Genomic DNA, 23,607 nt, shown 5'->3' with positions numbered 1-23,607 from the left:
ACCGCAGGTCGCCGCCGGAACCCCCGGGGCGGCCGGGAGGCCCGCCTCAGCCGGTCATGCTCCGTGCGGCGGAGTAGGCGTCCAGCACCGCCAGGCACAGCGGGATCAGCGACAGCAGGACGAAGCCCTCGGCGAAGTCGAGGAACCGGCCCCAGAACGGGGTGACGCCGCGCCGCGGCACGACCAGGCCGATGGCCGTGGCCAGTGCCGCCGCGCCGGCCAGGGCGGCCGACAGCCAGACGGTGCGCAGGCCCAGTGGGCCGCCGTCCCCGGCCAGCAGTTCGCCCACCAGGTCGGCGGGCGGGTTGAGGGCCAGGCCGAGCGCGAGGAGGGCCAGGGCGGCCAGGCCCGCGGCGAGGGCGCAGGCGACCTGGGCGGTGTAGCGGAACAGGCGTGCGCGTGTCAACGCCGCCAGCCCGGCGGCCAAGGCGAGGAGCTGGCCCCAGCCGGAGCCGGAGAAGCCCAGGACGGCCGCCGAGGCGACGGTGACGGCCGCGCAGCCGCCGACGAGGCCGAGCAGCGTCTCGTGGCCGCGGCGGGCCTGGGCCGCGACGCGGTCCGCGTCGACGGGGCCCGCGGTGTCGGGGGCTGCGTCGGGGTCCTCGTCGTAGCGCACGGAGCCGGTGCGCGGCGCGTTGTAGCCGATGGGCAGCCGGGCGAAACGGGCGGAGAGACCGGGCAGGAAGGCGATGGCGCCGATCGCCACGGGAACGCACACGGCCGCGGTCTGCACCGGGCTCAGCTCGGTGAGGATGGCGGTGAAGGTGGCCAGGGTCCCGACGGCGGAGGCGAAGGCGGCGGCGACGAACGGACCGTCCCCGCCGGGTGCGGCGGCGATCAGGGCGACGGAGGCGACCAGGACCGCCACACATCCGAGCAGGAACTGCAGCCTGCCGATGCCGGCGCCGTCCGCCAGGGGCAGCAGCCCGGATCCGGCGATCATCACGTGCGGCAGGGAGGCCAGCCCGAGCGCCGTCGCGGAGGGCCGGTCGTCGTACACCCGGGCCCGTACCGCCGAGAAGGCGATCAGCAGCACTCCGGCCACGGCGGCGAGGACGCCCGGCAGACCGTGCATGTCGTGGCGTACCGGGTCGGCGAACCACAGCACGAAGGCCATGAGCGACATCAGCACCACGCCGCCGACCAGCCCGGCGACGCGCATCAGGTCGTCGCTCCACATCCTGCGGTCCTTCGAGACCGCGGAGGCCACAGCGTCGGAGACGTCGTCGAAGACGGCCGGGGGCAGCGACTCGGCGAACGGGCGGAGGCTGAGGACCTCGCCGTCCAGGACCTGCTGGGCGGCCAGGGAACGGGCGCTGTCGAGCACGCCGCCGTCCCGGCGCACCAGGTGGTAGCCGACGGGGGCGCCCTCGGCGGAGACCTGGCCGCTGAGGCGGAGGATCTCGGGGTGCAGGTCGGCGACCGGGATGTCCTCGGGGAGGGCCACATCGATGCGGCTGTCGGGCGCGACGATGGTGATCCGGCAGAAGCCGGTGGCGGCTGCCGGTGCAGTCGTACTCACCTTGAGATCCCCCTCGTGGGCTGCTCGCTGGCTCACTGGCTCCACACGATGCGTACGGCCCCTTTGCGGGAATCCCGCGTTCTGCCGCGGTCTTTCGCCCCTGGCCGGCCGCTCGGGCCGCGCGTACGCCGCGCGCAACCCTACCGCCCTCCGGTGCCGCCGGCTGCCAGTAGTATCGCCCCGCGCGGACGGGGTCCGTCGCCACGGGGGCGTCGGCAGGCACACCACCGTCCCGCTCTGTCCGAGGGATTGATGCTTCCGTGAGCCAGATCGTCGTCAAGCGTCCGCCGCGGGTGCTCCCGCCCAGCGTGCCCGGCGAGGATCTGAGGCTCGAACCGCCGCCCGAACTCCCGCGCGGGCAGCAGGAGGGCGTGCTGTTCCAGCTTCTTCCGATGCTGGGCATGGGTGGTTCGGTGGTCTTCTTCTTCATGCCGAACGCGCATCCCTTCATGCGCATCATGGGCGTGATCATGATCGCGTCCACCGTGGCCATGCTCGTCGCCACCATCGTGCGGTTCCGGCGGGGCACGCAGGGCGAGATGGCCCAGATGCGCCGCGACTACCTCAAGTACCTGGCGCAGACCAGGCGCAGGGTCCGCAGGACGGCGCGCATGCAGCGGGACGCGCAGTACTACCTGCACCCCTCCCCGGACCAGCTGTGGGCACTGGTCGCCGAGTCCTCACCGCGCTTCGCCGGGGAGGCGCCCAGCCGGGTGTGGGAGCGGCGCGCGAGCGACGACGACTTCGTGCACGTACGAGTCGGTCTGGGCGAGCAGCGGCTCGCCACCGCGCTGGTGGCTCCGGAAACGGCGCCGGTGGACGAGCTTGAGCCGCTGACGGCCGGTGCGATGCACCAGTTCCTCCAGACGCAGGGCACCGTCGCGGACCTGCCGATGGCCGTGTCCCTGCGCGCCTTCTACCACCTGACGGTGAGCGGCGAGCCGGACTCGGTGCACGGCGGCGTCCGCGCCATGGTCGCCTCCCTGGTCGCCCTGCACTCCCCCGAGGACCTGCTGGTCGGCGTGGTGACCGGACGAGACGGCGCCGAACGCTGGGAGTGGGCCAAGTGGCTGCCCCACGCGCAGGTCTCCGGCGTCACCGACGGCGCGGGCAGCGGACGGCTCATCACGGGCGATGTCCCGGGTCTGGAGCACCTGCTGGGCGCGAAGCTGGAGGGCCGCCCCCGCTTCAACCCCTCCGCCCCGCCACTGCTGGACCAGCCGCACGTGGTGATCGTGCTGGACGGTGGTTCCGTGGTGCCTCCGGAGTCGATGCTGGCCGCCGCCGAGGGGCTGCAGGGGGTGACCGTGATCGAGGTCGTGCCCGGCGACATCGGCAGCCCGCGCGGCGGCCTGTCCGTGGTCGTGCGCCCCGGCGAACTGCGCCTGGAGTCCGCGCACGGCGCGGTGTACCGGGGGCGGCCCGACCTCCTCTCCCTGGAGGCCACCGAGGCGCTGGCCCGCCAGCTCGCCCCGCTGCGCATGGGCACGGGCGGTGACGACGACGAACCGCTGCTGGCGAACCTGGAGTTCACCGACCTGCTGAACCTGGGCGACGCCGCCTCGGTCGACGTACGGCGCACCTGGCGTCCCAGGTCGACCGCCGAGCGGCTGCGCGTGCCCATCGGTGTGGGCGAGGCCGGCCAGCCGGTCATGCTGGACCTGAAGGAGGCCGCACAGGACGGCATGGGCCCGCACGGTCTGTGCGTGGGCGCGACCGGCTCGGGCAAGTCGGAGCTGCTGCGCACCCTGGTCCTGGGCCTGGCGGTCACGCACTCCTCGGAGACGCTGAACTTCGTGCTGGCCGACTTCAAGGGCGGCGCGACCTTCGCCGGGATGTCGCAGATGCCGCACGTGGCGGCCGTCATCACCAACCTGGCGGACGACCTCTCGCTGGTGGACCGCATGGGCGACTCCATCCGCGGCGAGCTCAACCGCCGCCAGGAGTTGCTGCGCGACGCCGGCAACTACGCCAACATCCACGACTACGAGCGGGCCCGGGCCGCGGGCGCCCCGCTGATCCCGCTGCCCTCGCTGGTGCTGGTCATCGACGAGTTCAGTGAACTGCTGACGGCCAAGCCGGACTTCATCGACATGTTCATCCAGATCGGCCGCATCGGCCGCTCGCTGGGCGTGCACCTGCTGCTGGCCTCGCAGCGCCTGGAGGAGGGCCGGCTGCGCGGCCTGGAGACGTACCTGTCGTACCGGATCGGTCTGCGCACCTTCTCGGCGGCCGAGTCCCGCGCGGCGCTGGGCGTGCCGGACGCCTACCACCTGCCGTCGGTGCCCGGCTCGGGTTATCTGAAGTTCGGCACCGACGAGATGGTCCGCTTCAAGGCCGCCTACGTCTCGGGCGTCCACCGCTCCGGTGCCTCCGCCTCCGCCTCCGCCGGAGCCGCCGGGGGGCCGCTGCCCGTCGAGCGCCGCCCGGTGCTCTTCACCGCCAGGCCGGTGCCGGTGCCCGCCCCCCGGCGCGCCGAGCCCGGCCCGGGCCCCGCGACCGCCGCCCCGGCCGACGACGACGCGCTGGCCGACACCGTTCTGGACGTCGTCGTGCGGCGGCTGGAGAACCAGGGTCCGGCCGCCCACCAGGTGTGGCTGCCGCCGCTGGACCAGGCGTCGCCGCTGGACGAGCTGCTACCCGGTCTGGCTGTGGTCCCCGGCCGCGGCCTGACCCAGCCGGACTACCAGTACGCGGGCCGGCTGACGGTGCCCCTGGGACTGGTGGACAAGCCGTTCGAGCAGCGGCGCGAGGCACTGCTGCGCGACTTCTCCGGCGCCGCGGGCCACATGCTGGTCGTCGGTGGCCCGCAGTCGGGCAAGTCCACCGTGCTGCGCACCCTGATCGCCTCCTTCGCCCTCACCCACACCCCGCAGGAGGTCCAGTTCTACGGGCTGGACTTCGGCGGCGGCGGTCTGACGGCCGTGAAGGACCTGCCGCACGTGGGCGGCATCGCCTCCCGGCTGGACCCGGAACGGGTGCGGCGGACCGTGGCCGAGGTCGCCGGCGTGCTCAACCAGCGCGAGGAGTACTTCCGGGCCGGCGGCGTCGACTCCATCGCCACCTTCCGGCGCCGCCGGGCCCGCGGGGAGATCACCGACCAGCCGTGGGGCGATGTGTTCCTGGTCGTCGACGGCTGGGGCGCCTTCAAGCAGGAGTACGAGATGCTGGAGGCCGTCGTCACCGACATCGCCTCCCGCGGTCTGGGCTACGGCATCCACGTCGTGGTGGCGGCCTCCCGCTACATGGAGGTGCGCCCGGCCCTGAAGGACCAGCTGCTGAACCGGCTGGAACTGCGGCTGGGCGACACCATGGACTCGGAGTTCGACCGCAAGGTCGCGGCGAACGTGCCCACCGGCGTCCCCGGGCGCGGCCAGACGCCGGAGAAGCTGCACTTCATGGCAGCGGTGCCGCGCATCGACGGCGTCGCCTCCGACGAGGAGCTCTCCGACGCCACCGCGGCGCTGAACCGGGCGGTGGCCGGCGCCTGGCAGGGCCCCGCGGCCCCGCCGGTGCGGCTGCTGCCGCGCGAGCTGCCCGCCGACAGGCTGCCCGCGGGCGGCGACCACCCGCGGTACGGCGTCGCCTTCGGTATCGACGAGAACACCCTGCAGCCGGTCTTCGTCGACTTCGAGACCGACCCGTTCTTCCTGGTCCTCGGTGAGAGCGAGTCGGGCAAGACGGCGCTGCTGCGTCTGCTGGCCAAACAGATCTGCGAGCGCTACACGCCCGACGAGGCGCGCATCGTCGTCGCCGACTACCGGCGCTCGCTGCTGGGCGACATCCCCGACTCCCACCTCATCGTGTACGCCGCCATGTCCAACGCCATGGACACGCACATGGCCGCGATGAAGGACCTGATGGAGAAGCGCACCCCGCCGGAGGACGTCACCCCGCAGCAGCTGCGCGACCGCAGCTGGTGGCACGGCCCGAAGATGTTCATGATCATCGACGACTACGAGCTGGTCTCCACCTCCAGCGGCAACCCGCTGGCGATGCTCGCCGAGCACCTGCCCTTCGCCCGGGACATCGGCGTCTGCTTCATCATCGCCCGCAGTTCCGCCGGGGCCTCCCGCGCCTCCTACGAGCCGTTCACGCAGCGCATCAAGGAGCTCGGTGCCCAGGGCGTGGTCCTCTCCGCCGACCCCGGCGAGGGCGATCTCCTCGGCAACGTCCGCGGTAGGCCGATGCCGCCCGGCCGGGGGCACTTCGTCTCCCGCAAGCGCGGGGCCCCGCTGGTCCAGGTGGGCTGGCTGCCTCCGAGCTGACCCCTCCCGGGGCCCGGCCCGGACAGTGGCCCCCGGTCGGCTCCGGACGTGTCCGCGAGCCGGCTCGAACCGGCGTTCCCCGTGGTCCCGAGGTTGCGTGGACGCCCCTCGGGACACATACCGGACTGTTATCTTGCCCGGGGGCCGCGAGCCGCGGAGCGCCGCGCCGTGCCCCTCACGTTCACCGACGCCGCACCGCGGATCAGCGGCGCGGCGCGGCACGGGGCACGCTCCCGTCGCCGGCGTCCGTCGAGGAAGGACACTGATGGGGACTCAGCAGGAGAAGGACGAGCTGTACGCGATGGACATCTCCGACGCCGTGTGGGAGAGCGCGCCCGGCGGTCCGGAGGACGAGAAGGTGGAGATCGCCCATCTGCCGGGCGGCGCCGTGGCCATGCGCAACTCCAAGGACCCCGGCACCGTGCTGCGCTACACCGCCGCCGAGTGGCGGGCCTTCGTCCTCGGAGTGCGCGACGGGGAGTTCGACCTCAAGCCCTGAGACCCGGCGACTTCAGGCTCACCGGCCGGGAGCGTGTGGAGAACGAGCGGGCGCCCGGTCATCGGGCGCCCGCCGGGCGTTCGCGGCGGGTCCGAGGGTTTCAGAACTCGAACCGCTGGGCCGCCTTGCGGTCCGTCCGCTGATAGCCGTTGGTCGACTCGACCAGGTTGTCGGCGATGGCGTTGAGTGTGGCGTTCAGGCCGCTGACGTCCTGGCTCCAGCCGGCGTGCTTGGCCCTGAAGGCCTGCTTCGCCTCACCGTCCCAGGTGTTGACGACCTTCATCACCTTGTCCTCAAGCGCGTTGAGCTGGTTCGTCAGCTCCTTGGCCGCGTTGCGGACATCCTCCGCCGCGCTGACGACGGTGCCGTAAGTGATCTTGATGGTCATATCGCCCCTACCTTCTCTGTACGGCTCGTTACTTGACGGTCGGGGTGATGCCCGTACCGGCGAAGTCGCTGATCGGGCTCGCCTTCGCCAGCTGGTTGAACTTCTCCGTCTGGTCGATCTCGTTGGCGGTGAATCCGTCCTTGCTCGCCTGGAGGGCCTCCTCGATCATCTGGAGCCTGCCGTCCAGCTTCCGGGCGTACTCGTTCGTCTGCCGCTGGAGCCGGTCGTAGGAGCTCGCGGCGTCACCCTTCCAGGCGCCCTGGATCGTGTCGACCACGGCGTTCAGGTTGGAGATCTTGCTCTTGAGCTTGGCCTGCATGTCGTTGACCTCGCCGATCAGCGACTTGAGATCGGCATCATTTGACTGGAAGTCGCCGCCGCCTTCTCCGGACATACCGTTCACCTCGAATGGGGTTGATGGTGTTCACTGGCTGGTCGTCATGGGTGCTCCGTGCACAAGCCCCCGTCATGTCCTGCGGAGCGTCCTCCGCACGAGGGCGGACGCGCCGGCGAGCACGATGGCCGCCGCGGCACCCGCCCCCAGGTAGATCCACAGGCTGCCGTCGCCCTCCGACTCGGCGGCCGCGGTCTCACCCTGATCCTTCCGGTCCTCGTCCGTCGCGCCGGCGCCGTCCCGGTCGTTCTTGCCGTCGCCCTCCCCCTCGGCGGAGGACGCCTCGGGCGAGAGAGTCGGTTCCGTGGCCTCGATCGGGTTCCTGTCCGGGTCTCCGGGGTCGCCCTTGCCCTCGAGGAGGTGGATGCGGGGCCGGACGGCACCGTATCCGATGTAGACGCTGGAGGCCCCCTCTTTCCGGTCCTTGCGCCCGGCGGTGTCCACCAGCACACGGAGAACCTGATTGGCCGTCCAGTCCGGGTTCTTCGCCCAGATCAGGGCCGCCGAGGCGGAGGCGACGGCGGTGGCCGAACTGGTGCCTCCATCTCTGACGCAGTACTTCTGGAAGCTTTCGTCACACCATCCGGGCATCTCGCTTCCAGGAGCGGACAGGTCCACGTTGACGCCGTGCTGGGAGAAGCCCGTCACCTCACCCTTCTCATCGGTGGCGCCCACACCGACGACGCCGGGGTAAGAGGCCGGATACATCGGCTTGTTGCCTTTCTCCGCATCGTTTCCGACGCCCGCGAAGAGCAGCTTTCCCTTGCTCAGCGCATACTCGACGGCCTCGGCTCCGGCAGCGTTGTAGTACGGGCCCGCGAAGGACATGTTGATGATCTTGGCGTCGCTGTCGGCCGCCGCACGGATCGCCTTCATATAACCGTCGGCTTTGGACTTGCTGTCGAGGCCCTTCAGCGGGATTCGGTACGGGATGACTTTCGCACCGGGAGCCAGCCCCCGGACGCTGCCGTTCTTCCCTGTACCAACGATGACCTCGGCCATGGCTGTCCCATGGCCGAGGTAGTCGTCGGTAGCCTCCCCCGGAGTCCCGGTCATGTCCTCCCCGGGCAGCACCTGGCCCCGGAGAGCATCGGTGGAGTCGTTGACGCCGCTGTCGATGACAGCCACCTTGACGCCCTCGCCCGTGCTGACCTTCCACATCTCCTCGGCCCGCATGGCGTCCAGGTACCACTGCTGCGAACGGACGTCGTCCGCCTGAGCCACAGGTGCCGTCCCGACAAGGCATACGGTCCATGCACCGGTTACAGCCAGTACGGAGAGCAGGCACCGTCGCATACGCCGCGACGGCAACCTGTGGCCGTGGTCGTGTCCTGCCGTCATCGCCGCTCTCTGTCGTGGGTTAGTCGATAACCGGAGGGGCGATTCCGTTGCGCCCCGTCCGCCAGGTCTCTTCGTCCTCGGTGAGGTAGTCGGGCCTGCGGGAGTCCTTCCGGTTCTCCTCACGAGGGCTGGTGCTTCCGCTGCGGGGCACCCCGCCCGCCGTGTTCTGACCGTTCCCACCCGTTCCGCCTGTGCCACCTCTCGCCAGCCCGGAGCCGCCGGGTGTGAAAGGGCGTACCACGCCGCCCTGGCCCGGAGCGTTCCGGGGCGCTCCGACGGCACCGCCGCCGGTCGCCGCACCCGGCCTGCGCCCGGTGGAGCCGCCGCCCGTCCCCGAGCCGATCGCTCCCGTGCCCGCGGCTCCCCCCGGGGAGCGCCCCGCCATGCCGTGTTCCGCTCCGACCACGGTTCCACGCGGGAGACGCGGGCCGTTGGACGTTCCACCGTCCTGCTGCGGAGTGCCCCCGAAGATGCCGCTGCCGCCCCGCCCCATGGGCGGTGTCGTCGCGGTGGGCGCCCTTCCCGTGGGAGTGCCGGAGCCTGTTACCGGACGGGGGTTCGTGTTGCTCGCCGGCGGAACGGTGGACGGGCTACCGGCCCGTCCCGTGCCCGCTTGGGCAGCCCCCTGACCCGGAGTGTGTGTGGTCGGAAGCCTGGAAGCACCTCCCTGCTTGAGGTTTCCCCCTCCTCTGTGGACTGGAGTGGGGACGGGGCCGGGCAGGGCGGGGCCGCCCCCGGCCGGGGCGGTCGGAGCACGCGGACCGGTGTCGGCGGACGTGGGAGGTGTCGTGAGGGCGACGGTGTTGAGGTTCGTGCCCACGGGTTCCTGGGCCGCGGGTGTTCCTCCAGTGGCTTCGATCCCGCCCGAGCCTGGGAGAGATGATCTCGCATCGGCGATCTGCTCGTATCCCGCCGTTCCGCCGGCCCCGCCGCCGGCGATCGTCGAACCGCCCCCGCGCACTGGGAGAATCGGAGCCTCGTACGGCGGCGCCGGCGGCATGCCGACGTTCGGCATCGGGCCGAACTCCGGTTCCTCCAGATCCTTCATGTTGTCGTGCGAGACCTTGTAGTAGGAGGCCAGGCGGTTCATCTGGTTGATGGCCTCCTGGCGGTTGTTCTCCTTCTTCCTGGCCAGCTTGTACTTCTCGTTGGACTCGTCGCGCTCCTCGGGCGGGATGCTCTCCAGGCGCGGCGCGGCCATGACCGCCGGGTCGCGCTCGGGCATGCCGCCGCGCACCATGGACAGGCCGACTCCGGCGGCCTTCAGCTGGGTGCTGGCCCTCTCGGTGAAATCCGCGAGGAGCAGGGTGTTCCTGCTCAGCTTCCGGCCCCAGTCGCGGAAACTGTCCCCGAACTCGCCCTCCCAGCCGACCTTGTCGATGTGCTTCTTGAGGTCGTCGCCGATCTGTCTGATCTTGCCGCCCGCGTCCCAGAGCGTGTCGGCGGCGCTCTCGATGTCGGCCGGGTCGGCGTCGTCCACCAGGGAGAACATCTCTTCGAGATCCTTGTTCTCGAAGTCCGTGGTGCCCATGACGCTGTTGCGCGCGGCCGTGCCTCCGAACAGGTCGACCGGGACGAGGGCGCCGCTCCGCTTGAGGTCGGTCATGACGAGCTGCCCTGCGACGAACGGCTCCTCGGGTCTGTCCTGCCCGTTCTGCCCGTCCTTCTTGTCGGTCACGGCCGTACCTCCCCCGTCAGTAGGTGACCCCGGTGGCCTCGTCCTTGGGCGGTTGCCCACTCGCCGCTTGCCTCTGCTGGTACTGGTGGGCCCTGGTCTGGAGCTCCCAGAAGCGCCGCTTCAGGTCGTCCTCCAGGTTGCCGAAGCCGATGTCGGCGCCGTGGACGGCGATGCGCATGGCCTCGATCTGGTCGCCGAGGACTCCGGAGAGCCTGGTGAGCTGGGTGTGGACCCGGGCGTACTGCGAGTAGACGCCGTCGGCCTCGGCGAACTCGCCCCCGAAGGAGGAACGCTTCACTTCCTGCTGTCCCACCTTCGTGGGAGAGGCGGGCGAGCTCTCCAACTCCTCGAGGATGCCGTCGACCCGGTTCTTGAAATCCCTGAGCGACTCGAGCTCACCCCTGAGCTTCTCTGCCGGCACCCCCATCAGGCTCCCCCTCCGCCTGCTCCAACGCACATCCCGATCCGTGCCCCCATCACTCTAGCCACTGCCTGTGACACGAAGGCAAGCCGGTTCTCCGGCACGTCACATGGGCGTCCCTGCACCGCGGGCGCGGTTCTCGGCCGGTCCCCGTCTGCGCCGCCAGTCCCGGTACACCAGCGAGCCTCCGGCCATCACCGACACCAGGACGCCTCCGCCGACCACCGCGTAGGTGCCCAGACGCCTGTCGCGCTCCTGCGGGGTCTCGCCGAGGTGGAGCCGGGCCGGGGTGGGCGGTTCGGCCCGGTCCACGCCCTCACGGGCCACCGGCTTCTCGATGCGCCTGTCGTCCTCGGTGAGCGCCCGGACGGGGTCGACCACGCCCCAGCCCACATGGCGGTCGTGCCCGGGCACGGAGCGCTCGGCGGTCTGCGCGATCTGGGCCGCGACGTGGTGCGGTTCCCAGTCCGGGTGCTCGGCCACGAGCAGGGCCGCCACACCCGCGACGTAGGGCGCCGAGAAGCTGGTGCCGTCGTCGGCGCAGTGGCCTCCGCCCGGAACCGTGGAGATCATGTCGACGCCGGGCGCGGCGACGTCCACGAAGTCGCCCGACTGGGAGAAGGGCGCCCTCTCGTTGTTGCGGTCGGAGGAGGCCACGGCGATGACGCCCTCGTAAGAGGCCGGATAGGTCTCCTTCACGTTGCCGCCCAGGCCGTCGTTGCCGGCCGAGGCGACGATGACGACGTCCTCGGCCAGTGCGCGGTTCACCGCCTGCTCGAGTCTCGAGTTGGGTTCGAGAGCCCTGGTGGTGTCCTGCGAGATGTTGACGACCTTCGCCCCGACGTCGACCGCGTGGTCGATGGCCTCGGCCATGCTGTCGGTGTTTCCCCTCCCGGCGGCGTCGTTCTGCTGGATGGGGATGATGGTCGCCTCGGGTGCGATGCCGACGAAGCCGGTGCTCTCGGCCGGGCGCGCGGCGATGATGCCCGCGACCTTGGTGCCGTGGCCGACGGTGTCCTCCGTGCCGTCCTTCGCGGGGGGCTCGGGGGTGTTGCCGTACTCGTCCTTCTCCGGGGCGGGCAGGTTGCTCATGCCCAGTCCGGCGTCGACCGCGCCCCTCAGCTGGGGGTGGTCGTCGTCCACTCCGGTGTCGATGACCGCGACCTTGACGCCCTTGCCCTTCGTCTTCTCCCACAGCTGGTCCAGGATCACCCGTTTCAGCGACCAGGGCCTGCCCTCGAAGGGCTTGGCGGGGAAGGTGCACTGCCCGGTGTCCGCGGCGGCCGGCGGCGCCCAGGCCAGGGGACCGGCGACGGCGCCCAGCGTCGCCAGGGCGATCGCCGCGGCCGTGGGGAGCGCCGCCCGCCTCGTCGGGGCGGGCGTGGTGGTGGCCGGAGTGTCCGTCATCTCGCGCTCCTCCGGCTCAGGAACCCTGCGGCTGCTTCGCCGCGTTCGTGCTCAGCCTCGGCCCGGTGGGCAGGAACCCCGACCAGGCGGCGGGCACCGGCACCGGCCGGGCGCCCTCGTAACCGAGCATGATCTGCGCCTGGTTGCCCTCCCCGACGCCGCGTTCCGAATCCTCCTCGCGGCCGTCCGTGCCGATCTCGGACTCGTCCTGGCCGCTGTCGGTGTTCGCCTGCACCGCGTAGCGCAGGCCGGTGTCGGTCACCAGGAAGACGCCGCCGGATGCGGTGTCCCGTCCTGTGACCTGGCGGAAGAGCAGACCCGATCCGGGGGTCACGTAGGCGCTGGTGGCCCCGTTGGGGAGGGTGGCCGGGTACTCCTCGCCCGCCCAGGTGCTGAGCGTCGTGGTGCCCTTCTTCTCGTCGACGCCGCGCAGCACGCTGCACAGGGCGTCCCGGCCGCTGCCCGCACGGTTGACCGCGCTCGGTTCCGCCTCGGGCCAGTTCCGGCTGTTCCCGTAGAAGGTGCTCTCGGGCCGGATGGCTCCGGCGCTGACCTCCCGGGCCCTGCCCTGCTGGCCGAGCGGGGTGGACTGCGGGCTGTTGAGCAGCAGTTTGGCCATGAAGTCGGTGACCGGCCTGATCTGGCCCTCAAGGACCACGTAGTGCTGGTGGCCGGTACCGGAGGGGGCGCGTAGCACCATGCCGACCCGGTTGGCCTCCGCGTCCAGGTCGCCGGGTGCGCCGGCCGGGGTGCCCGTCTCCTCGATCCCCTGGGGGAACTGGATCGGGTCGCCCTGCTCGAGGGTCTTGAGCCACTCGGCGCTGACGTCCTGAGGGGGCGTACCGCCGACGACGGTGCGCAGCAGCGTGTCGTCGGCCTCGATGGGGTATGCGGTGCCCTGCGCGTCGACGATGTGGAGTTCCCCGCCGGGGCCTCTGACGTACATCACCTGGCCGCCGCGCAGCCGGTTCTTCCCCTCGACCCGCTCCGCGTCCCGTTCGGCGAGGACGAAGACCGCCTTCTGCACGCCGTCGTCGCCGGGCTGGACGCACACGGCCCAGCGTTTGGCCTTCGCCGCCTCGTCCTTGCCGGGCAGCCGGTCGGGGGCGTAGGGGATGCCGATGGTGGCGCCGTGCGGGATCCTCCCGCTGTCGAGGACCTTCTCGTCGACCTCGACGATCCCGAACTTGCCCGGGTCCAGCAGGAGTTTCGCGGAGGCCAGGTTGAGCACCGGGTGGAGCTGCTTCTTCCCCCTGGTCTCGAGGACGACGTAGCGGGTGGTGGACTCGCTGCCGATGATGACCTTCTCGCCGGGGTTGTCCCAGCCCTTGGGCGCCTTGGGTCTGAACATCCCCCAGGCCCCGAAGCCCGCCAGGATCACCGCACCGATGACCAGCCCGGGGATCACCGCACGCAGCGGGCGCGGCGCCCCCTCCTCGGTCCCGGTCGGCGTGGGCTGGAGGAATGCCGAGACCAGCCGCTTCTTGGCGAAGGTGTAGGCGTTGAGCTCGTCCCGCCGTGATGCCATCTCTCGCTGCTTCTCCCCGCTGGTGGGTCCGGTGCCCCGCGGGATTCCGGGGCACCGCCACTACTGCCTCGTGTCGGACCGGGCCCCTACTATGCCCGTTGGCGATCGGCTCCCGCTGCTCCGGTAGGGTGATCGCCCGACCAGCGCCCTGGAGCGTCAGGGCGATTACGGACACAAGGGGATTTTCAGGGGATGGGGACCGCCACGCGGGCCCGGACCGTCACGTCCGCGCCCGACAGCCCGGTGCCGGACGGCGTACGCCCCGAGTCCGTGGGGCCGCGTCCGGCACGCACGGCCACGCCGCGCGCCGAGGCGCGCCGCCGCGGCCCGGGGCCTCTCCGGCTGCACCATCTGGTCCTGGCCGAGCTGGCCGCGGCGGGAGTTCTGGCCGCGGCCGCCGTGCACGAGGTCCTGGCGGTCCCGGCGGCCGTGGTGGCCGTCGTACTGCTGCTCCTGACGGTGCTTCGGCGACGCGGCCGACCCCTCCCGGAGTGGCTGGGCACCGTCGTGGCGCTGCGTCGCCGCAGGCGGCGGGCGGCCGCCGAGGTGCTGCCGCCGGACACCGACCCGGGCCTGGCTCCGGCCGCCGAGTGCGATCCGGCGCTGCGCAGTCTGACCTACGTCGACCGCGAACGGCGCGGCGTCGGCATGGTGGGGGACGGCACGTTCCTGACGGCCGTGCTGCGGGTCGAGCCCCGCCCCTCCGCTCTGCGCTCAGGCCCCGACGAGCGGCCCCTGCCACTGCGGCTGCTCTCCGACGCCCTGGAGGTGGACGGTATCCGGCTGGAGTCGGTGCAGGCGGTGCAGTACACCCAGCCCGCCCCGGCGCCCCATCTGCCGGCGCGATCGGTGGCCGCCTCCAGTTACGGCCCCGTCCAGGCGTCGTGCGGCGCACCGGCCGTACGCGTGACCTGGTTGGCCCTCAAGCTCGACCCGGAGCTGTGCCGGGAAGCGGTCCAGGCGCGCGGTGACGGTCTGGAGGGCGCGCAGCGCTGCCTGGTACGCGTTGCGGACCAGTTGGCGAGCCGGCTGGCCGGCTCGGGGTTCCGGGCGACGCTGCTGTCGGAGCAGGAGCTGGTCACCGCGCTGGCGACATCGGCCGGGGCCAGCCCGGCGGCCACGGCGCGGGCCGGACGCCCCGACTCCGCTCCCGCGCGGCGCACCGAGGAGAGGGCCCGTGCCTGGCGGTGCGACGACCGCTGGCACACCACGTACGCGGTGGCGCGCTGGCCCGAGTTGGGACCGGGAGCCGCTCCGCTGCCGTCGCTGGTGGCGCTGCTGACGGGGCTGCCCGCCCTGGCCACCACTTTCGGGCTGACCCTGAGCCGGGGCGGGAGCCGTTCGGTCGCGATACGCGGACATGTGCGCATCACCGCCCGCAGTGACGCCGAACTGGTCAGCGCCCGGCATGTGCTGGAGCGGCTGGCGCGGGAGCGCCGTGTCGGAATCGCCCGGCTGGACCGTGAGCAGGTGCCCGGGGTGCTGGCGACGCTTCCACTGGGAGGGACGCGCTGATGCCCGGACCGGCCGAGCCGGTGCGCACGACCGCACGTCCCCGTCCGGGGTTCGGACTGCGCGGGCCGCGGACGGCCCGTCACGTCCTGTCCGTGGAGCAGTTGGAGGCGCTCGCCCTGCCGGTCGGCGATGACGGGGTGGTGGCCGGGGTCGATGTCGAGGACCGCCCGGCCGTCATCGGTCTCCACCATCCCGTCCCCCACGACGTGGTGCTGATCGGCGGCCTGTGGACGGCTCAGGTGCTGGCGCTGCGCGCGGCGGGCACGGGCGCGCGGGTGGCCGTCGAGACCGGCCGGCCTCAGGTGTGGACGGAGCTGGCCAGGGCCGCGGGCGGCGACCAGCAGTGCATGACGCTCCATGACGTCGGCCGGGTCCCGCCGCTGGGCGCCACGGCCGTCTCACCGGTCGTGGTGATCCGGGACTGCGGGATGAAGCCACCGCGCGGCCGGGTCTCCGCGGGAGCCTGGCAGTCGGTTCTGACGCTGCTTCCGTACCTGAGCCCGGTGGCTCCCCGGTTGCTCCGGGGGGCCTCGCTCACCGGTGTCCAGCAGATCTCTCCCGAGGAAGCGCGGCAGGTGGGCGGGATCCTCTCCCTGTCGCGGCAGGAGACCGAGGCGCTGTCCACGCTCGCCGACGGGGTGACTCTGTGGTGCGCCGGGAGGGACCGGCGGTTCGTGCTGACCCGGCCCACCGACGCCGAGACGGGACTGCTGGGCGCGGCCCGGCGGCTGGACTGACGGCCCCTCGACCCTCTCGCCGTCCGTCCGCCGCTCGTCACCGGTCCGTTGCCCGAGAGGGACGGGACCGGCATGCCGTTTCGGCGCCCGCGGCGACTAGTGTGGACACGCGCGCGGCAGGACATTCCGAAGAACAGGCCGGGGCCGCGGCGGGAGCCGGTGGCCGGGTCCGCCGTCCGCGGGGAGCGGCCCGCGCGGTTCGGCCGGGATGCTCGACCAGATCAGCAGGAGGCATTGTGAACAGCGACCGGGACGAGATCCGCGTCGACGGGATCGAACCCGGCGACGATCTGCCCAAGGACGAGCTCGACGCCACGGGCGAGTTCACCATCGACTACACGCCGCCTGCCTGGTACACGCGGAACGCCGGCTCCGCCCCGCAGCCGCCGACCGCTTCCGGCGGTCCCGCGGGCGGAGCGGAGCCGGACAGGGCGGACACGGGCGCCGGCGCGCCTCCCGCCTTCCCTCCGGCGGCGCCTGCCGGGCCTCCCGCGGGGGATACCCGTGGGGGAACCGGTGAACCGGGGGCAGGCCCGTCGCCGGGAGCCGTCGACGGGGACGCGGGAGGACAGGACGGAAGGGACGGCCGGCAGGCGGAGCACCCCGCCGATGACGGCCCCCTCACCGATGCGACCATGCGTTTCTCCTCCGCCGCGCTGCGCCGGGAGATCGCCGAGCGGCAGGCGGCGCAGGAGACCGCCGGAGACGGGGACGAACGGCCGGAGAACGCGGGCGGCCCGCCGTCCGGCGGAGCTCCCTCCGAAGGCGAGGCACCCCCGGCCCCGCCTTCCACCGATTCCGAAGCCGGCTCCCGGCCCGGGGAGGAAGCCGCGGGGACGGACGACCCCGGTAGGGCCGAAGCCGGAGCAGGAACCGGAACCGCCGGTGAACCGCACGGCTCCGATCCGGAGCCCCCGGCTCCTGCGGTGTCCGCCCCACAGGCTCCCCCGCCACCATGGCGGACCGCTCCGGGGGGCGGAGCGTCGGCCGGGCTGCCTCCCCTGCCGCCGCACTTCCGGCCCGCCGCTCCCCCGCCCGGCGCGCCTGCTCCGGGGGCGGGCTGGACCGGCGTACCGGAGCAGCCTCCGGCAGCACCCAGCCCGCCCCCGCAGGAGGGTTACCAGCCTCCCGGGCCTCAGCCCTGGGCACCGCAGCCTCCGGCGGCGCCCATTCCGCCGCCCGCGCAGGGTGGTTACGGCTTCCCCCAGCCGCCGGCCGCACCCGAGGCCGGCCCCTCCCAGCCGCTGCCTCCCACGCAGCCCCCCGCGCCCGGCCGGCCGCCGCACCCGCAGGGTGGTTACGGCTTCCCCCAGCCGCCGGCCGCACCCGAGGCCGGCCCCTCCCAGCCGCTGCCTCCCACGCAGCCCCCCGCGCCCGGCCAGCCGCCGCACCCGCAGGACCCCCGCGCCGGCTCCGCCTGGCCCGACCCCCGTCAACAGCCTCCGAGCCGGCCGGGCGCACTCGGGTACACCGCTTCGGTGGAACTGTCCTCCGAGCGTCTGCTGAACCAGAAGAAGAAGCCCCGCCCGCAGAGCGGCCGCGGCGGCTCCCGCTTCCGTATCGGGGCCAGGAGGGAGGAGGCCGAGCGGCAGCGCAAGCTCGACCTCATCCGCACTCCGGTGCTGTCCTGCTACCGCATCGCGGTGATCAGCCTCAAGGGCGGCGTCGGCAAGACGACGACCACCACGGCGCTCGGCGCGACGCTGGCCAGCGAGCGGCAGGACAAGGTCATCGCGATCGACGCCAACCCGGACGCGGGCACGCTCGGCCGCCGGGTGCGGCGCGAGACGGGTGCGACGATCCGCGACCTGGTGACGGCGATCCCGTACCTCAACAGCTACATGGACATCCGCAGGTTCACCTCGCAGGCGCCCTCCGGACTGGAGATCCTCGCCAACGACGTGGACCCGGCGATCTCCACGACCTTCAACGACGAGGACTACCGCCGTGTCATCGGCGTCCTGGGCCAGCAGTACCCGATCATCCTGACCGACTCGGGCACCGGCCTGCTCTACAGCGCGATGCGCGGTGTCCTCGACCTCGCCGACCAGCTGATCGTCATCTCCACTCCGTCCGTGGACGGCGCCAGCAGTGCCAGTACGACGCTGGACTGGCTCTCCGCCCACGGTTACGGCGATCTGGTGCAGCGCGGCGTCACGGTCATCTCCGGGGTCCGCGAGACCGGGAAGATGATCAAAGTGGACGACATCGTGGCGCATTTCAAGACGCGCTGCCGCGATGTGGTGGTCGTCCCGTTCGACGAGCACCTCGCGGCGGGCGCGGAGCTGGATCTGGACATGATGCGTCCCAGGACGCGCGAGGCGTACTTCAACCTCGCCGCCCTGATCGCAGAGGACTTCTCACGCCACCAGCAGGAGCAGGGCCTGTGGTCGCCCGGCGGGAACCCGCCGCTGACCGCGCCGCCGATCCCCGGTCAGCCCCAGCCCTACCCCGGCCATCAGCAGCAGGCATACCCCCCATACCAGCCGCAGCCACAGCAGCCGTACGGACAGCCCCAGCCGTACCCGCAGCAGCCCGGCCAGGCCTATCCGGGCCACCCGCCGCACCCGGGTCAGCCCGGCCAGGCGCAGCCGCACCCGCGGCAGCACCCCCAGCACCCCCAGCAGCCGCCCGGCTCCGCGGGCCCGCCCGCGTCCGGCGCTCAGTGGCAGCAGCCGGAGCGGTGAGGGCGGCGCACCGCCGCCCCGGAACGTGAACGGGCCCGCCGGTCCCTTCCCCTCAAGGGGCGGGGTCGGCGGGCCCGTTCGTCCGCCGCACGCGGCCGGGAGGCTCAGCCCAGCAGTTCCTTCGCCACCCGCACGTCCTCGGCCATCCGCTCCAGCAGCCCTTCCAGCGTGTCGAACCTCTCCTGTCCGCGGATGTAGGCCAGGAAGTCCACCGCGACGTGGAGCCCGTAGAGGTCGAGGTCCACACGGTCGATGGCGTACGCCTCCACCGTCCGCTCGGTGCCCTCGAACTGCGGGTTGGTGCCGACGGAGATCGCGGCGGGCATCGACTCGCCCTCCACCACCAGCCAACCGGCGTAGACGCCGTCGGCGGGGATCGCGGTGTGCGGCAGCGTCTCGACGTTCGCCGTCGGATAGCCCATCTCGCGTCCGCGCTGCGCGCCCCGGACGACGATGCCCTCCACCCGGTGCGGCCGGCCCAGCACCTCGGCGGCTCCCACCACCTCGCCCTCGGCGACCAGGCGGCGGGTGAGGGTGGAGGAGAACGGCTCACCGCCGCCCGCCTCCCCGCACTCGAACAGGTCGACGACCATCACGTCGTAGTCGTACGTCCGGCCCAGCTCGGCCAGGGTCTCCACGGTGCCGGCCGCCCGGTGACCGAAACGGAAGTTGGGGCCTTCGACGACGGTGCGGGCGTGGAGCCTGTCGACCAGGACCTTCACCACGAAGTCGGCGGGCGACAGCTTCGAGAACTCCTCGGTGAAGGGCAGGACCAGGACCGCGTCCACGCCCAGACCCGCCATCAGCTCCGCGCGCCGGTGGTGCGGGGCGAGCAGCGGGGGATGGCTGCCGGGCCGCACGACCTCGCTGGGGTGCGGGTCGAAGGTGACGACGACGGCCGGTACGCCCAGCTCGCGGGCGCGCTCGACCGCCCTGCCGATAATCAACTGGTGCCCGCGGTGCACCCCGTCGTAGGAGCCGATGGTGACGACGCTGCGCCCCCAGTCCTCGGGGATGTCCTCCAAGCCACGCCAGCGCTGCACAGTGCCCGCTCCTCGCCGAATGCCAGTGGATGGTGCCGGGTCCAAGGGTGCCATGACTCTCCGTCGCGTTCGCACGGGGACCCGCGCCGGAAAACGCCCCAGTGCGCACCGTGATTCACTCCGCGCGCCCGCCCCGCGGGGTGATTCCGGTCCCCGGGGTGGACAGGAATCAGATGCACACAAGAGGGGGATCGTGGGCGCGGGTGCCGGACGCGGCGCCCGCACCCACGGTTTGTGCCCACGCTTCCCCGCCGGTCCCGGTCATGCGAAGACGGCCAGCAGCCTGGCCCTGCCCCCCTGCTCCTCGGCCAGCGCGAGGAAGCGGTCCTCCGGTCCGAAGACCGCGACCGGTCCGGGCCGGCCGGATGTCGCCATGGCGATCCGCACGCCGTTCGCCAGCAGCCTCGCCCGCCGCTCGTCCACGTCCCAGCGGGGGAAGGCGGCGGCGGCCGCCTCGCCGACGGGCATGACCGTCAGCGACTCCTGGTGCTGTTCCAGGGTGCGCGCCGCGTCCAGGCCGTACGGGCCGACCCGGGTGCGGCGCAGCGCGGTGAGGTGGCCGCCGACCCCCAGCCCGGCGCCCAGGTCGCGGGCGAGCGCCCGGATGTAGGTGCCGGAGGAGCAGACGACGGAGACCAGCAGGTCCAGCACCGGGGTGCCGTCCGCGGCGCTCTCGGCGCGGACGTCGTGCACCGTGAAGGAGGAGACGGTGACCGGCCGGGCGGCCAGCTCCACCTCCTCACCCTCGCGCACCCGGGCGTAGGACCGCCTGCCGTCGACCTTGATCGCGCTGACCTTCGAGGGGACCTGGAGGATGTCGCCGGTCAGCTTGGCGACGCCGTCGTCGATCGCCTCGCGCGCGATGCCGTCCGCCGGTGTGGAGGAGATGGTCTCGCCCTCCGCGTCGTCGGTGACGGTGTTCTGGCCGAGGCGGATGGTGCCGACGTACTCCTTCTCCGTCAGCGCCAGGTGGCCCAGCATCCGGGTCGCCTTCTCGATGCCCAGGACGAGGACGCCGGTGGCCATCGGGTCCAGTGTGCCGGCGTGCCCGACCCGCCGGGTGCCGGCGATGCCCCGCATCTTGGCGACCACGTCGTGGGAGGTGAAGCCGGCGGGCTTGTCGACGACGACCAGCCCGCCGGGCTCCTGGGTTCCTTTGCGTGCCACGGGTCAGGCGTCCTCGCCGTCCGCCAGGCCCCCGGCGTCTCCGGCGTCCTCGGCGTCCTCCTCGCGCGCGGGCTTGCGGTACGGGTCGGGCTCGCCCGCGTACGCGGCCCCCGAGGATGCCTGGCGCACCTGGGCGTCCGAGGCCCTGGCCCTGGCCAGCAGGTCGTCGATGGTCCGGGCGTTCTCCGGGAGGGCGTCGGGGACGAACGTCAGCGACGGTGTGAAGCGCACACCTGTCTGCCGCCCGACCTCCGAGCGCAGTACGCCCTTGGCGCTCTCCAGCGCCGCGGCGGAGGCCGTCCGTTCCTCGTCGTCGCCGTAGACCGTGTAGAAGACGGTCGCCTCCCGCAGGTCGCCGGTGACCCGGGTGTCGGTGATCGTCACATAGCCGAGCCGCGGGTCCTTGATCCGCCGCTGGAGGGTCTCCGCGACCACGACCCGGATGCGGTCGGCCAGTTTGCGTGCCCGCGCGGTGTCGGTCATGTGTCTGCTTCCTTCTGTCTCGGATCGTTCGGTTCGGTCCGGCCGGGGCTGCGCACCGGACGCGCTCAGTCCTCGTCCCCGTGGAACCGCCGCCGCACCGACAGCAGCTCCACCTCCGGCCGGGCGGCCACCAGCCGCTCGCACCGGTCAAGCACGTCCGAGACGTGCCCGGCGTCCCCGGAGACCGCCGCGAGGCCGATCAGGGCCCTGCGGTGGACGTTCTGGTCCCCGATCTCCGCGACGCTCACCGTGTACTTGCGCTGCAGTTCCGCGATGATCGGGCGGACGACCGACCTCTTCTCCTTCAGCGACCGCACGTCGCCGAGCAGCAGGTCGAACGAGAGTGTGCCTACGTACATGGGATGCGGGTCCAGCCGACCCGTGGGGCCTCGTGGGGCGGAGTCCTGCCGACTCCCGGCAGGACACGGGAAACCGTACACGCAACGGTTCCCGGTGATCGACGCATATAACGGCCGGGAGCCTCCCGCCGGGGCGGGAGGCTCCGTGGCCGTTCACCGGTGGTGCCCACCGGCGGGGTCAGGCGCGGGGCTTCTCCCGCATCTCGTACGTCGCGATGACGTCGTCGACCTTGATGTCGTTGAAGTTCCCGAGGTTGATACCGCCCTCGAAGCCTTCGCGGATCTCGGTGACGTCGTCCTTGAAGCGGCGCAGACCCTCGATGTTGAGGTTCTCCGCCACGACCCTGCCGTCGCGGACGAGGCGGGCCTTGGTGTTCCGCCTGACCTCGCCGGAGCGGATGAGGACACCCGCGATGTTGCCGAGCTTGGAGGAGCGGAAGACCTCGCGGATCTCCGCCGTGCCCAGCTCGACCTCCTCGTACTCCGGCTTGAGCATGCCCTTGAGGGCCGCCTCGATCTCCTCGATCACCTGGTAGATGACCGAGTAGTAGCGGACGTCCACGCCCTCGCGCTCGGCCATCTGCGTGGCACGCCCCTCGGCGCGCACGTTGAAGCCGATGACGATGGCGTCGGAGCCGGTCGCCAGGTCGATGTCGGTCTCGGTGACCGCGCCCACGCCGCGGTGCAGGATGCGCAGGTCGACCTCCTCGCCGACGTCGAGCTGGAGCAGCGAGGACTCCAGGGCCTCGACCGAACCGGACGCGTCGCCCTTGATGATGAGGTTGAGCTGCTGCACCTCGCCGGCCTTGAGCACCTTGTCCAGGTCCTCCAGGGAGACCCTGCGGGTGCGCTTGGCGAAGGCGGCGTTGCGCTCGCGGGCGGCGCGCTTCTCGGCGATCTGCCGGGCCGTGCGGTCCTCGTCGACCACCAGGAAGTTGTCGCCCGCGCCGGGGACGCTGGTCAGACCCAGCACCAGGACCGGGGTCGCCGGACCGGCCTCCTCGACGTTGTTGCCCTTGTCGTCGAGCATCGCCCGGACGCGGCCGTAGGCGTCGCCGACCACGACCGTGTCGCCGACCCGCAGGGTGCCGCGCTGGACCAGCACCGTGGCCACCGCGCCGCGGCCGCGGTCGAGGTGGGCCTCGATCGCGATGCCCTGCGCGTCCTGCTCCGGGTTGGCCCGCAGGTCGAGCGAGGCGTCCGCGGTCAGGACCACGGCCTCCAGCAACCCGTCGATGTTCAGGCCCTGCTTGGCGGAGATGTCGACGAACATGGTGTCACCGCCGTACTCCTCGGCCACGAGCCCGTACTCGGTGAGCTGGCCGCGCACCTTGGTCGGGTCCGCGCCCTCGACGTCGATCTTGTTGACCGCCACCACGATCGGCACCTCGGCCGCCTTGGCGTGGTTGAGCGCCTCGACCGTCTGGGGCATCACACCGTCGTTGGCCGCCACCACCAGGATCGCGATGTCGGTCGACTTCGCACCGCGGGCACGCATGGCGGTGAACGCCTCGTGACCCGGGGTGTCGATGAAGGTGATCTTGCGCTCTTCGTCGTTGACCTCGGTGGCGGCCTGGTAGGCACCGATGTGCTGGGTGATACCGCCGGCCTCGCCCTCGATGACGTTGGTCTTGCGGATCGCGTCCAGCAGGCGCGTCTTACCGTGGTCGACGTGACCCATGACGGTCACCACCGGCGGACGCGAGACGAGTGCCTCCTCGCCGCCCTCGTCCTCGCCGAACTCGATGTCGAAGGACTCGAGGAGCTCGCGGTCCTCCTCCTCCGGGCTGACGATCTGGACGACGTAGTTCATCTCCTCGCCGAGGAGGTGAAGCGTCTCGTCGGAGACCGACTGCGTCGCGGTGACCATCTCGCCCAGGTTGAACATCACCTGGACCAGCGACGCCGGGTTGGCGTTGATCTTCTCCGCGAAGTCGGTGAGCGACGCACCGCGCGACAGCCGGACGGTCTCGCCCTTGCCGCGCGGCAGCATCACGCCGCCGATGGACGGGGCCTGCATGGCCTCGTACTCCTGGCGCCTCTGCCGCTTCGACTTGCGGCCGCGGCGCGCCGGACCGCCGGGACGGCCGAAGGCACCCTGCGTGCCGCCGCGGCCACCGGGACCGCCGGGACGGCCGCCGAAACCGGGACGGCCGCCGAAGCCACCGCC

At 72.3% G+C, this 23,607-nt stretch carries 18 protein-coding genes; 5 read left to right on the top strand and 13 right to left on the bottom strand.

What is annotated here, in order from left to right; genetic code table 11:
* Positions 1–46: 46 nt before the first annotated feature.
* The gene (gene eccD / locus AC2CJA_RS04100; RefSeq protein WP_484601269.1) at positions 47–1,522 is read right to left on the bottom strand and encodes a type VII secretion integral membrane protein EccD; all 1,476 of its coding nucleotides are present in this window, start codon (positions 1,520–1,522) and stop codon (positions 47–49) included.
* Between the two features lie 260 nt (positions 1,523–1,782).
* Here eccD and eccCa point away from each other — a divergent pair, with 260 nt between their 5' ends.
* Positions 1,783–5,790 (top strand): type VII secretion protein EccCa, encoded by a 4,008-nt coding sequence (gene eccCa / locus AC2CJA_RS04095; protein ID WP_484601268.1) that lies wholly within the window; start codon positions 1,783–1,785, stop codon positions 5,788–5,790.
* A gap of 265 nt (positions 5,791–6,055) precedes the next feature.
* Positions 6,056–6,289, top strand: coding sequence for a DUF397 domain-containing protein (locus AC2CJA_RS04090; RefSeq protein WP_241715799.1), 234 nt, complete (start codon positions 6,056–6,058; stop codon positions 6,287–6,289).
* 100 nt (positions 6,290–6,389) lie between these two features.
* Here the strand turns inward: AC2CJA_RS04090 and AC2CJA_RS04085 are convergent, their stop codons facing one another.
* From AC2CJA_RS04085 to eccB, 7 genes are all read right to left on the bottom strand, one after another.
* On the bottom strand, positions 6,390–6,677 hold the full coding sequence (locus AC2CJA_RS04085) for a WXG100 family type VII secretion target (protein ID WP_484601267.1): 288 nt from the start codon (positions 6,675–6,677) through the stop codon (positions 6,390–6,392).
* Between the two features lie 28 nt (positions 6,678–6,705).
* Positions 6,706–7,071 carry a WXG100 family type VII secretion target gene (locus AC2CJA_RS04080; protein WP_484601266.1) on the bottom strand — a complete coding sequence of 122 codons (366 nt, stop codon included), beginning with the start codon at positions 7,069–7,071 and terminating at the stop codon, positions 6,706–6,708.
* Positions 7,072–7,143: 72 nt separating this feature from the next.
* Positions 7,144–8,295 (bottom strand): S8 family serine peptidase, encoded by a 1,152-nt coding sequence (locus AC2CJA_RS04075; RefSeq protein ID WP_484601265.1) that lies wholly within the window; start codon positions 8,293–8,295, stop codon positions 7,144–7,146.
* A gap of 136 nt (positions 8,296–8,431) precedes the next feature.
* Entirely contained in the window at positions 8,432–10,090 is a 1,659-nt protein-coding gene (locus AC2CJA_RS04070) for a WXG100 family type VII secretion target (protein ID WP_484601264.1), read from the bottom strand.
* Positions 10,091–10,106: 16 nt separating this feature from the next.
* Entirely contained in the window at positions 10,107–10,517 is a 411-nt protein-coding gene (locus AC2CJA_RS04065) for a hypothetical protein (RefSeq protein ID WP_484601263.1), read from the bottom strand.
* Between the two features lie 99 nt (positions 10,518–10,616).
* Positions 10,617–11,918 (bottom strand): type VII secretion-associated serine protease mycosin, encoded by a 1,302-nt coding sequence (gene mycP / locus AC2CJA_RS04060; protein ID WP_484601262.1) that lies wholly within the window; start codon positions 11,916–11,918, stop codon positions 10,617–10,619.
* 16 nt (positions 11,919–11,934) lie between these two features.
* Positions 11,935–13,446 (bottom strand): type VII secretion protein EccB, encoded by a 1,512-nt coding sequence (eccB, locus tag AC2CJA_RS04055; protein ID WP_484601261.1) that lies wholly within the window; start codon positions 13,444–13,446, stop codon positions 11,935–11,937.
* A gap of 192 nt (positions 13,447–13,638) precedes the next feature.
* Between eccB and eccE the strand changes: the two genes are divergently transcribed.
* From eccE to AC2CJA_RS04040, 3 genes are all read left to right on the top strand, one after another.
* Complete coding sequence (gene eccE, locus AC2CJA_RS04050) at positions 13,639–14,961, top strand: type VII secretion protein EccE (protein ID WP_484601260.1); 1,323 nt, start codon at positions 13,639–13,641, stop codon at positions 14,959–14,961.
* Positions 14,961–15,698: a hypothetical protein gene (locus AC2CJA_RS04045; protein ID WP_484601259.1), complete on the top strand. Its 738-nt coding sequence runs from the start codon at positions 14,961–14,963 to the stop codon at positions 15,696–15,698. The genes eccE and AC2CJA_RS04045 overlap by 1 nt, the downstream gene beginning before the upstream one ends.
* Before the next feature lie 236 nt (positions 15,699–15,934).
* On the top strand, positions 15,935–18,385 hold the full coding sequence (locus AC2CJA_RS04040) for an SCO5717 family growth-regulating ATPase (RefSeq protein WP_484601258.1): 2,451 nt from the start codon (positions 15,935–15,937) through the stop codon (positions 18,383–18,385).
* 104 nt (positions 18,386–18,489) lie between these two features.
* Here the strand turns inward: AC2CJA_RS04040 and AC2CJA_RS04035 are convergent, their stop codons facing one another.
* The 5 genes from AC2CJA_RS04035 to infB form a co-directional block, all read right to left on the bottom strand.
* Positions 18,490–19,428, bottom strand: coding sequence for a bifunctional riboflavin kinase/FAD synthetase (locus tag AC2CJA_RS04035; protein ID WP_484601257.1), 939 nt, complete (start codon positions 19,426–19,428; stop codon positions 18,490–18,492).
* A gap of 261 nt (positions 19,429–19,689) precedes the next feature.
* On the bottom strand, positions 19,690–20,595 hold the full coding sequence (truB, locus tag AC2CJA_RS04030) for a tRNA pseudouridine(55) synthase TruB (protein WP_484601256.1): 906 nt from the start codon (positions 20,593–20,595) through the stop codon (positions 19,690–19,692).
* A gap of 3 nt (positions 20,596–20,598) precedes the next feature.
* The gene (rbfA, locus tag AC2CJA_RS04025; RefSeq protein WP_484601255.1) at positions 20,599–21,078 is read right to left on the bottom strand and encodes a 30S ribosome-binding factor RbfA; all 480 of its coding nucleotides are present in this window, start codon (positions 21,076–21,078) and stop codon (positions 20,599–20,601) included.
* Positions 21,079–21,143: 65 nt separating this feature from the next.
* Complete coding sequence (locus AC2CJA_RS04020) at positions 21,144–21,437, bottom strand: DUF503 domain-containing protein (protein ID WP_484601254.1); 294 nt, start codon at positions 21,435–21,437, stop codon at positions 21,144–21,146.
* A gap of 178 nt (positions 21,438–21,615) precedes the next feature.
* A partial coding sequence (gene infB, locus AC2CJA_RS04015) for a translation initiation factor IF-2 (RefSeq protein ID WP_484601253.1) occupies positions 21,616–23,607 on the bottom strand: 1,992 nt, incomplete at its 5' end.

The sequence above is a fragment of the Streptomyces sp. ATLC9 genome (assembly GCF_057196705.1).
This window is presented reverse-complemented; position numbering and strand designations above follow the sequence as displayed.

What these genes read in the sequence shown, in the direction of transcription:
- AC2CJA_RS04045 (WP_484601259.1), top strand. Translation starts at nt 14,961, where the DNA reads ATGCCCGGACCGGCCGAGCCGGTGCGCACGACCGCACGTCCCCGTCCG.
- AC2CJA_RS04020 (WP_484601254.1), bottom strand. Translation starts at nt 21,437, where the DNA reads ATGTACGTAGGCACACTCTCGTTCGACCTGCTGCTCGGCGACGTGCGG.
- rbfA (WP_484601255.1), bottom strand. Translation starts at nt 21,078, where the DNA reads ATGACCGACACCGCGCGGGCACGCAAACTGGCCGACCGCATCCGGGTC.
- AC2CJA_RS04080 (WP_484601266.1), bottom strand. Translation starts at nt 7,071, where the DNA reads ATGTCCGGAGAAGGCGGCGGCGACTTCCAGTCAAATGATGCCGATCTC.
- mycP (WP_484601262.1), bottom strand. Translation starts at nt 11,918, where the DNA reads ATGACGGACACTCCGGCCACCACCACGCCCGCCCCGACGAGGCGGGCG.
- eccB (WP_484601261.1), bottom strand. Translation starts at nt 13,446, where the DNA reads ATGGCATCACGGCGGGACGAGCTCAACGCCTACACCTTCGCCAAGAAG.
- AC2CJA_RS04065 (WP_484601263.1), bottom strand. Translation starts at nt 10,517, where the DNA reads ATGGGGGTGCCGGCAGAGAAGCTCAGGGGTGAGCTCGAGTCGCTCAGG.
- AC2CJA_RS04090 (WP_241715799.1), top strand. Translation starts at nt 6,056, where the DNA reads ATGGGGACTCAGCAGGAGAAGGACGAGCTGTACGCGATGGACATCTCC.
- eccE (WP_484601260.1), top strand. Translation starts at nt 13,639, where the DNA reads ATGGGGACCGCCACGCGGGCCCGGACCGTCACGTCCGCGCCCGACAGC.
- AC2CJA_RS04085 (WP_484601267.1), bottom strand. Translation starts at nt 6,677, where the DNA reads ATGACCATCAAGATCACTTACGGCACCGTCGTCAGCGCGGCGGAGGAT.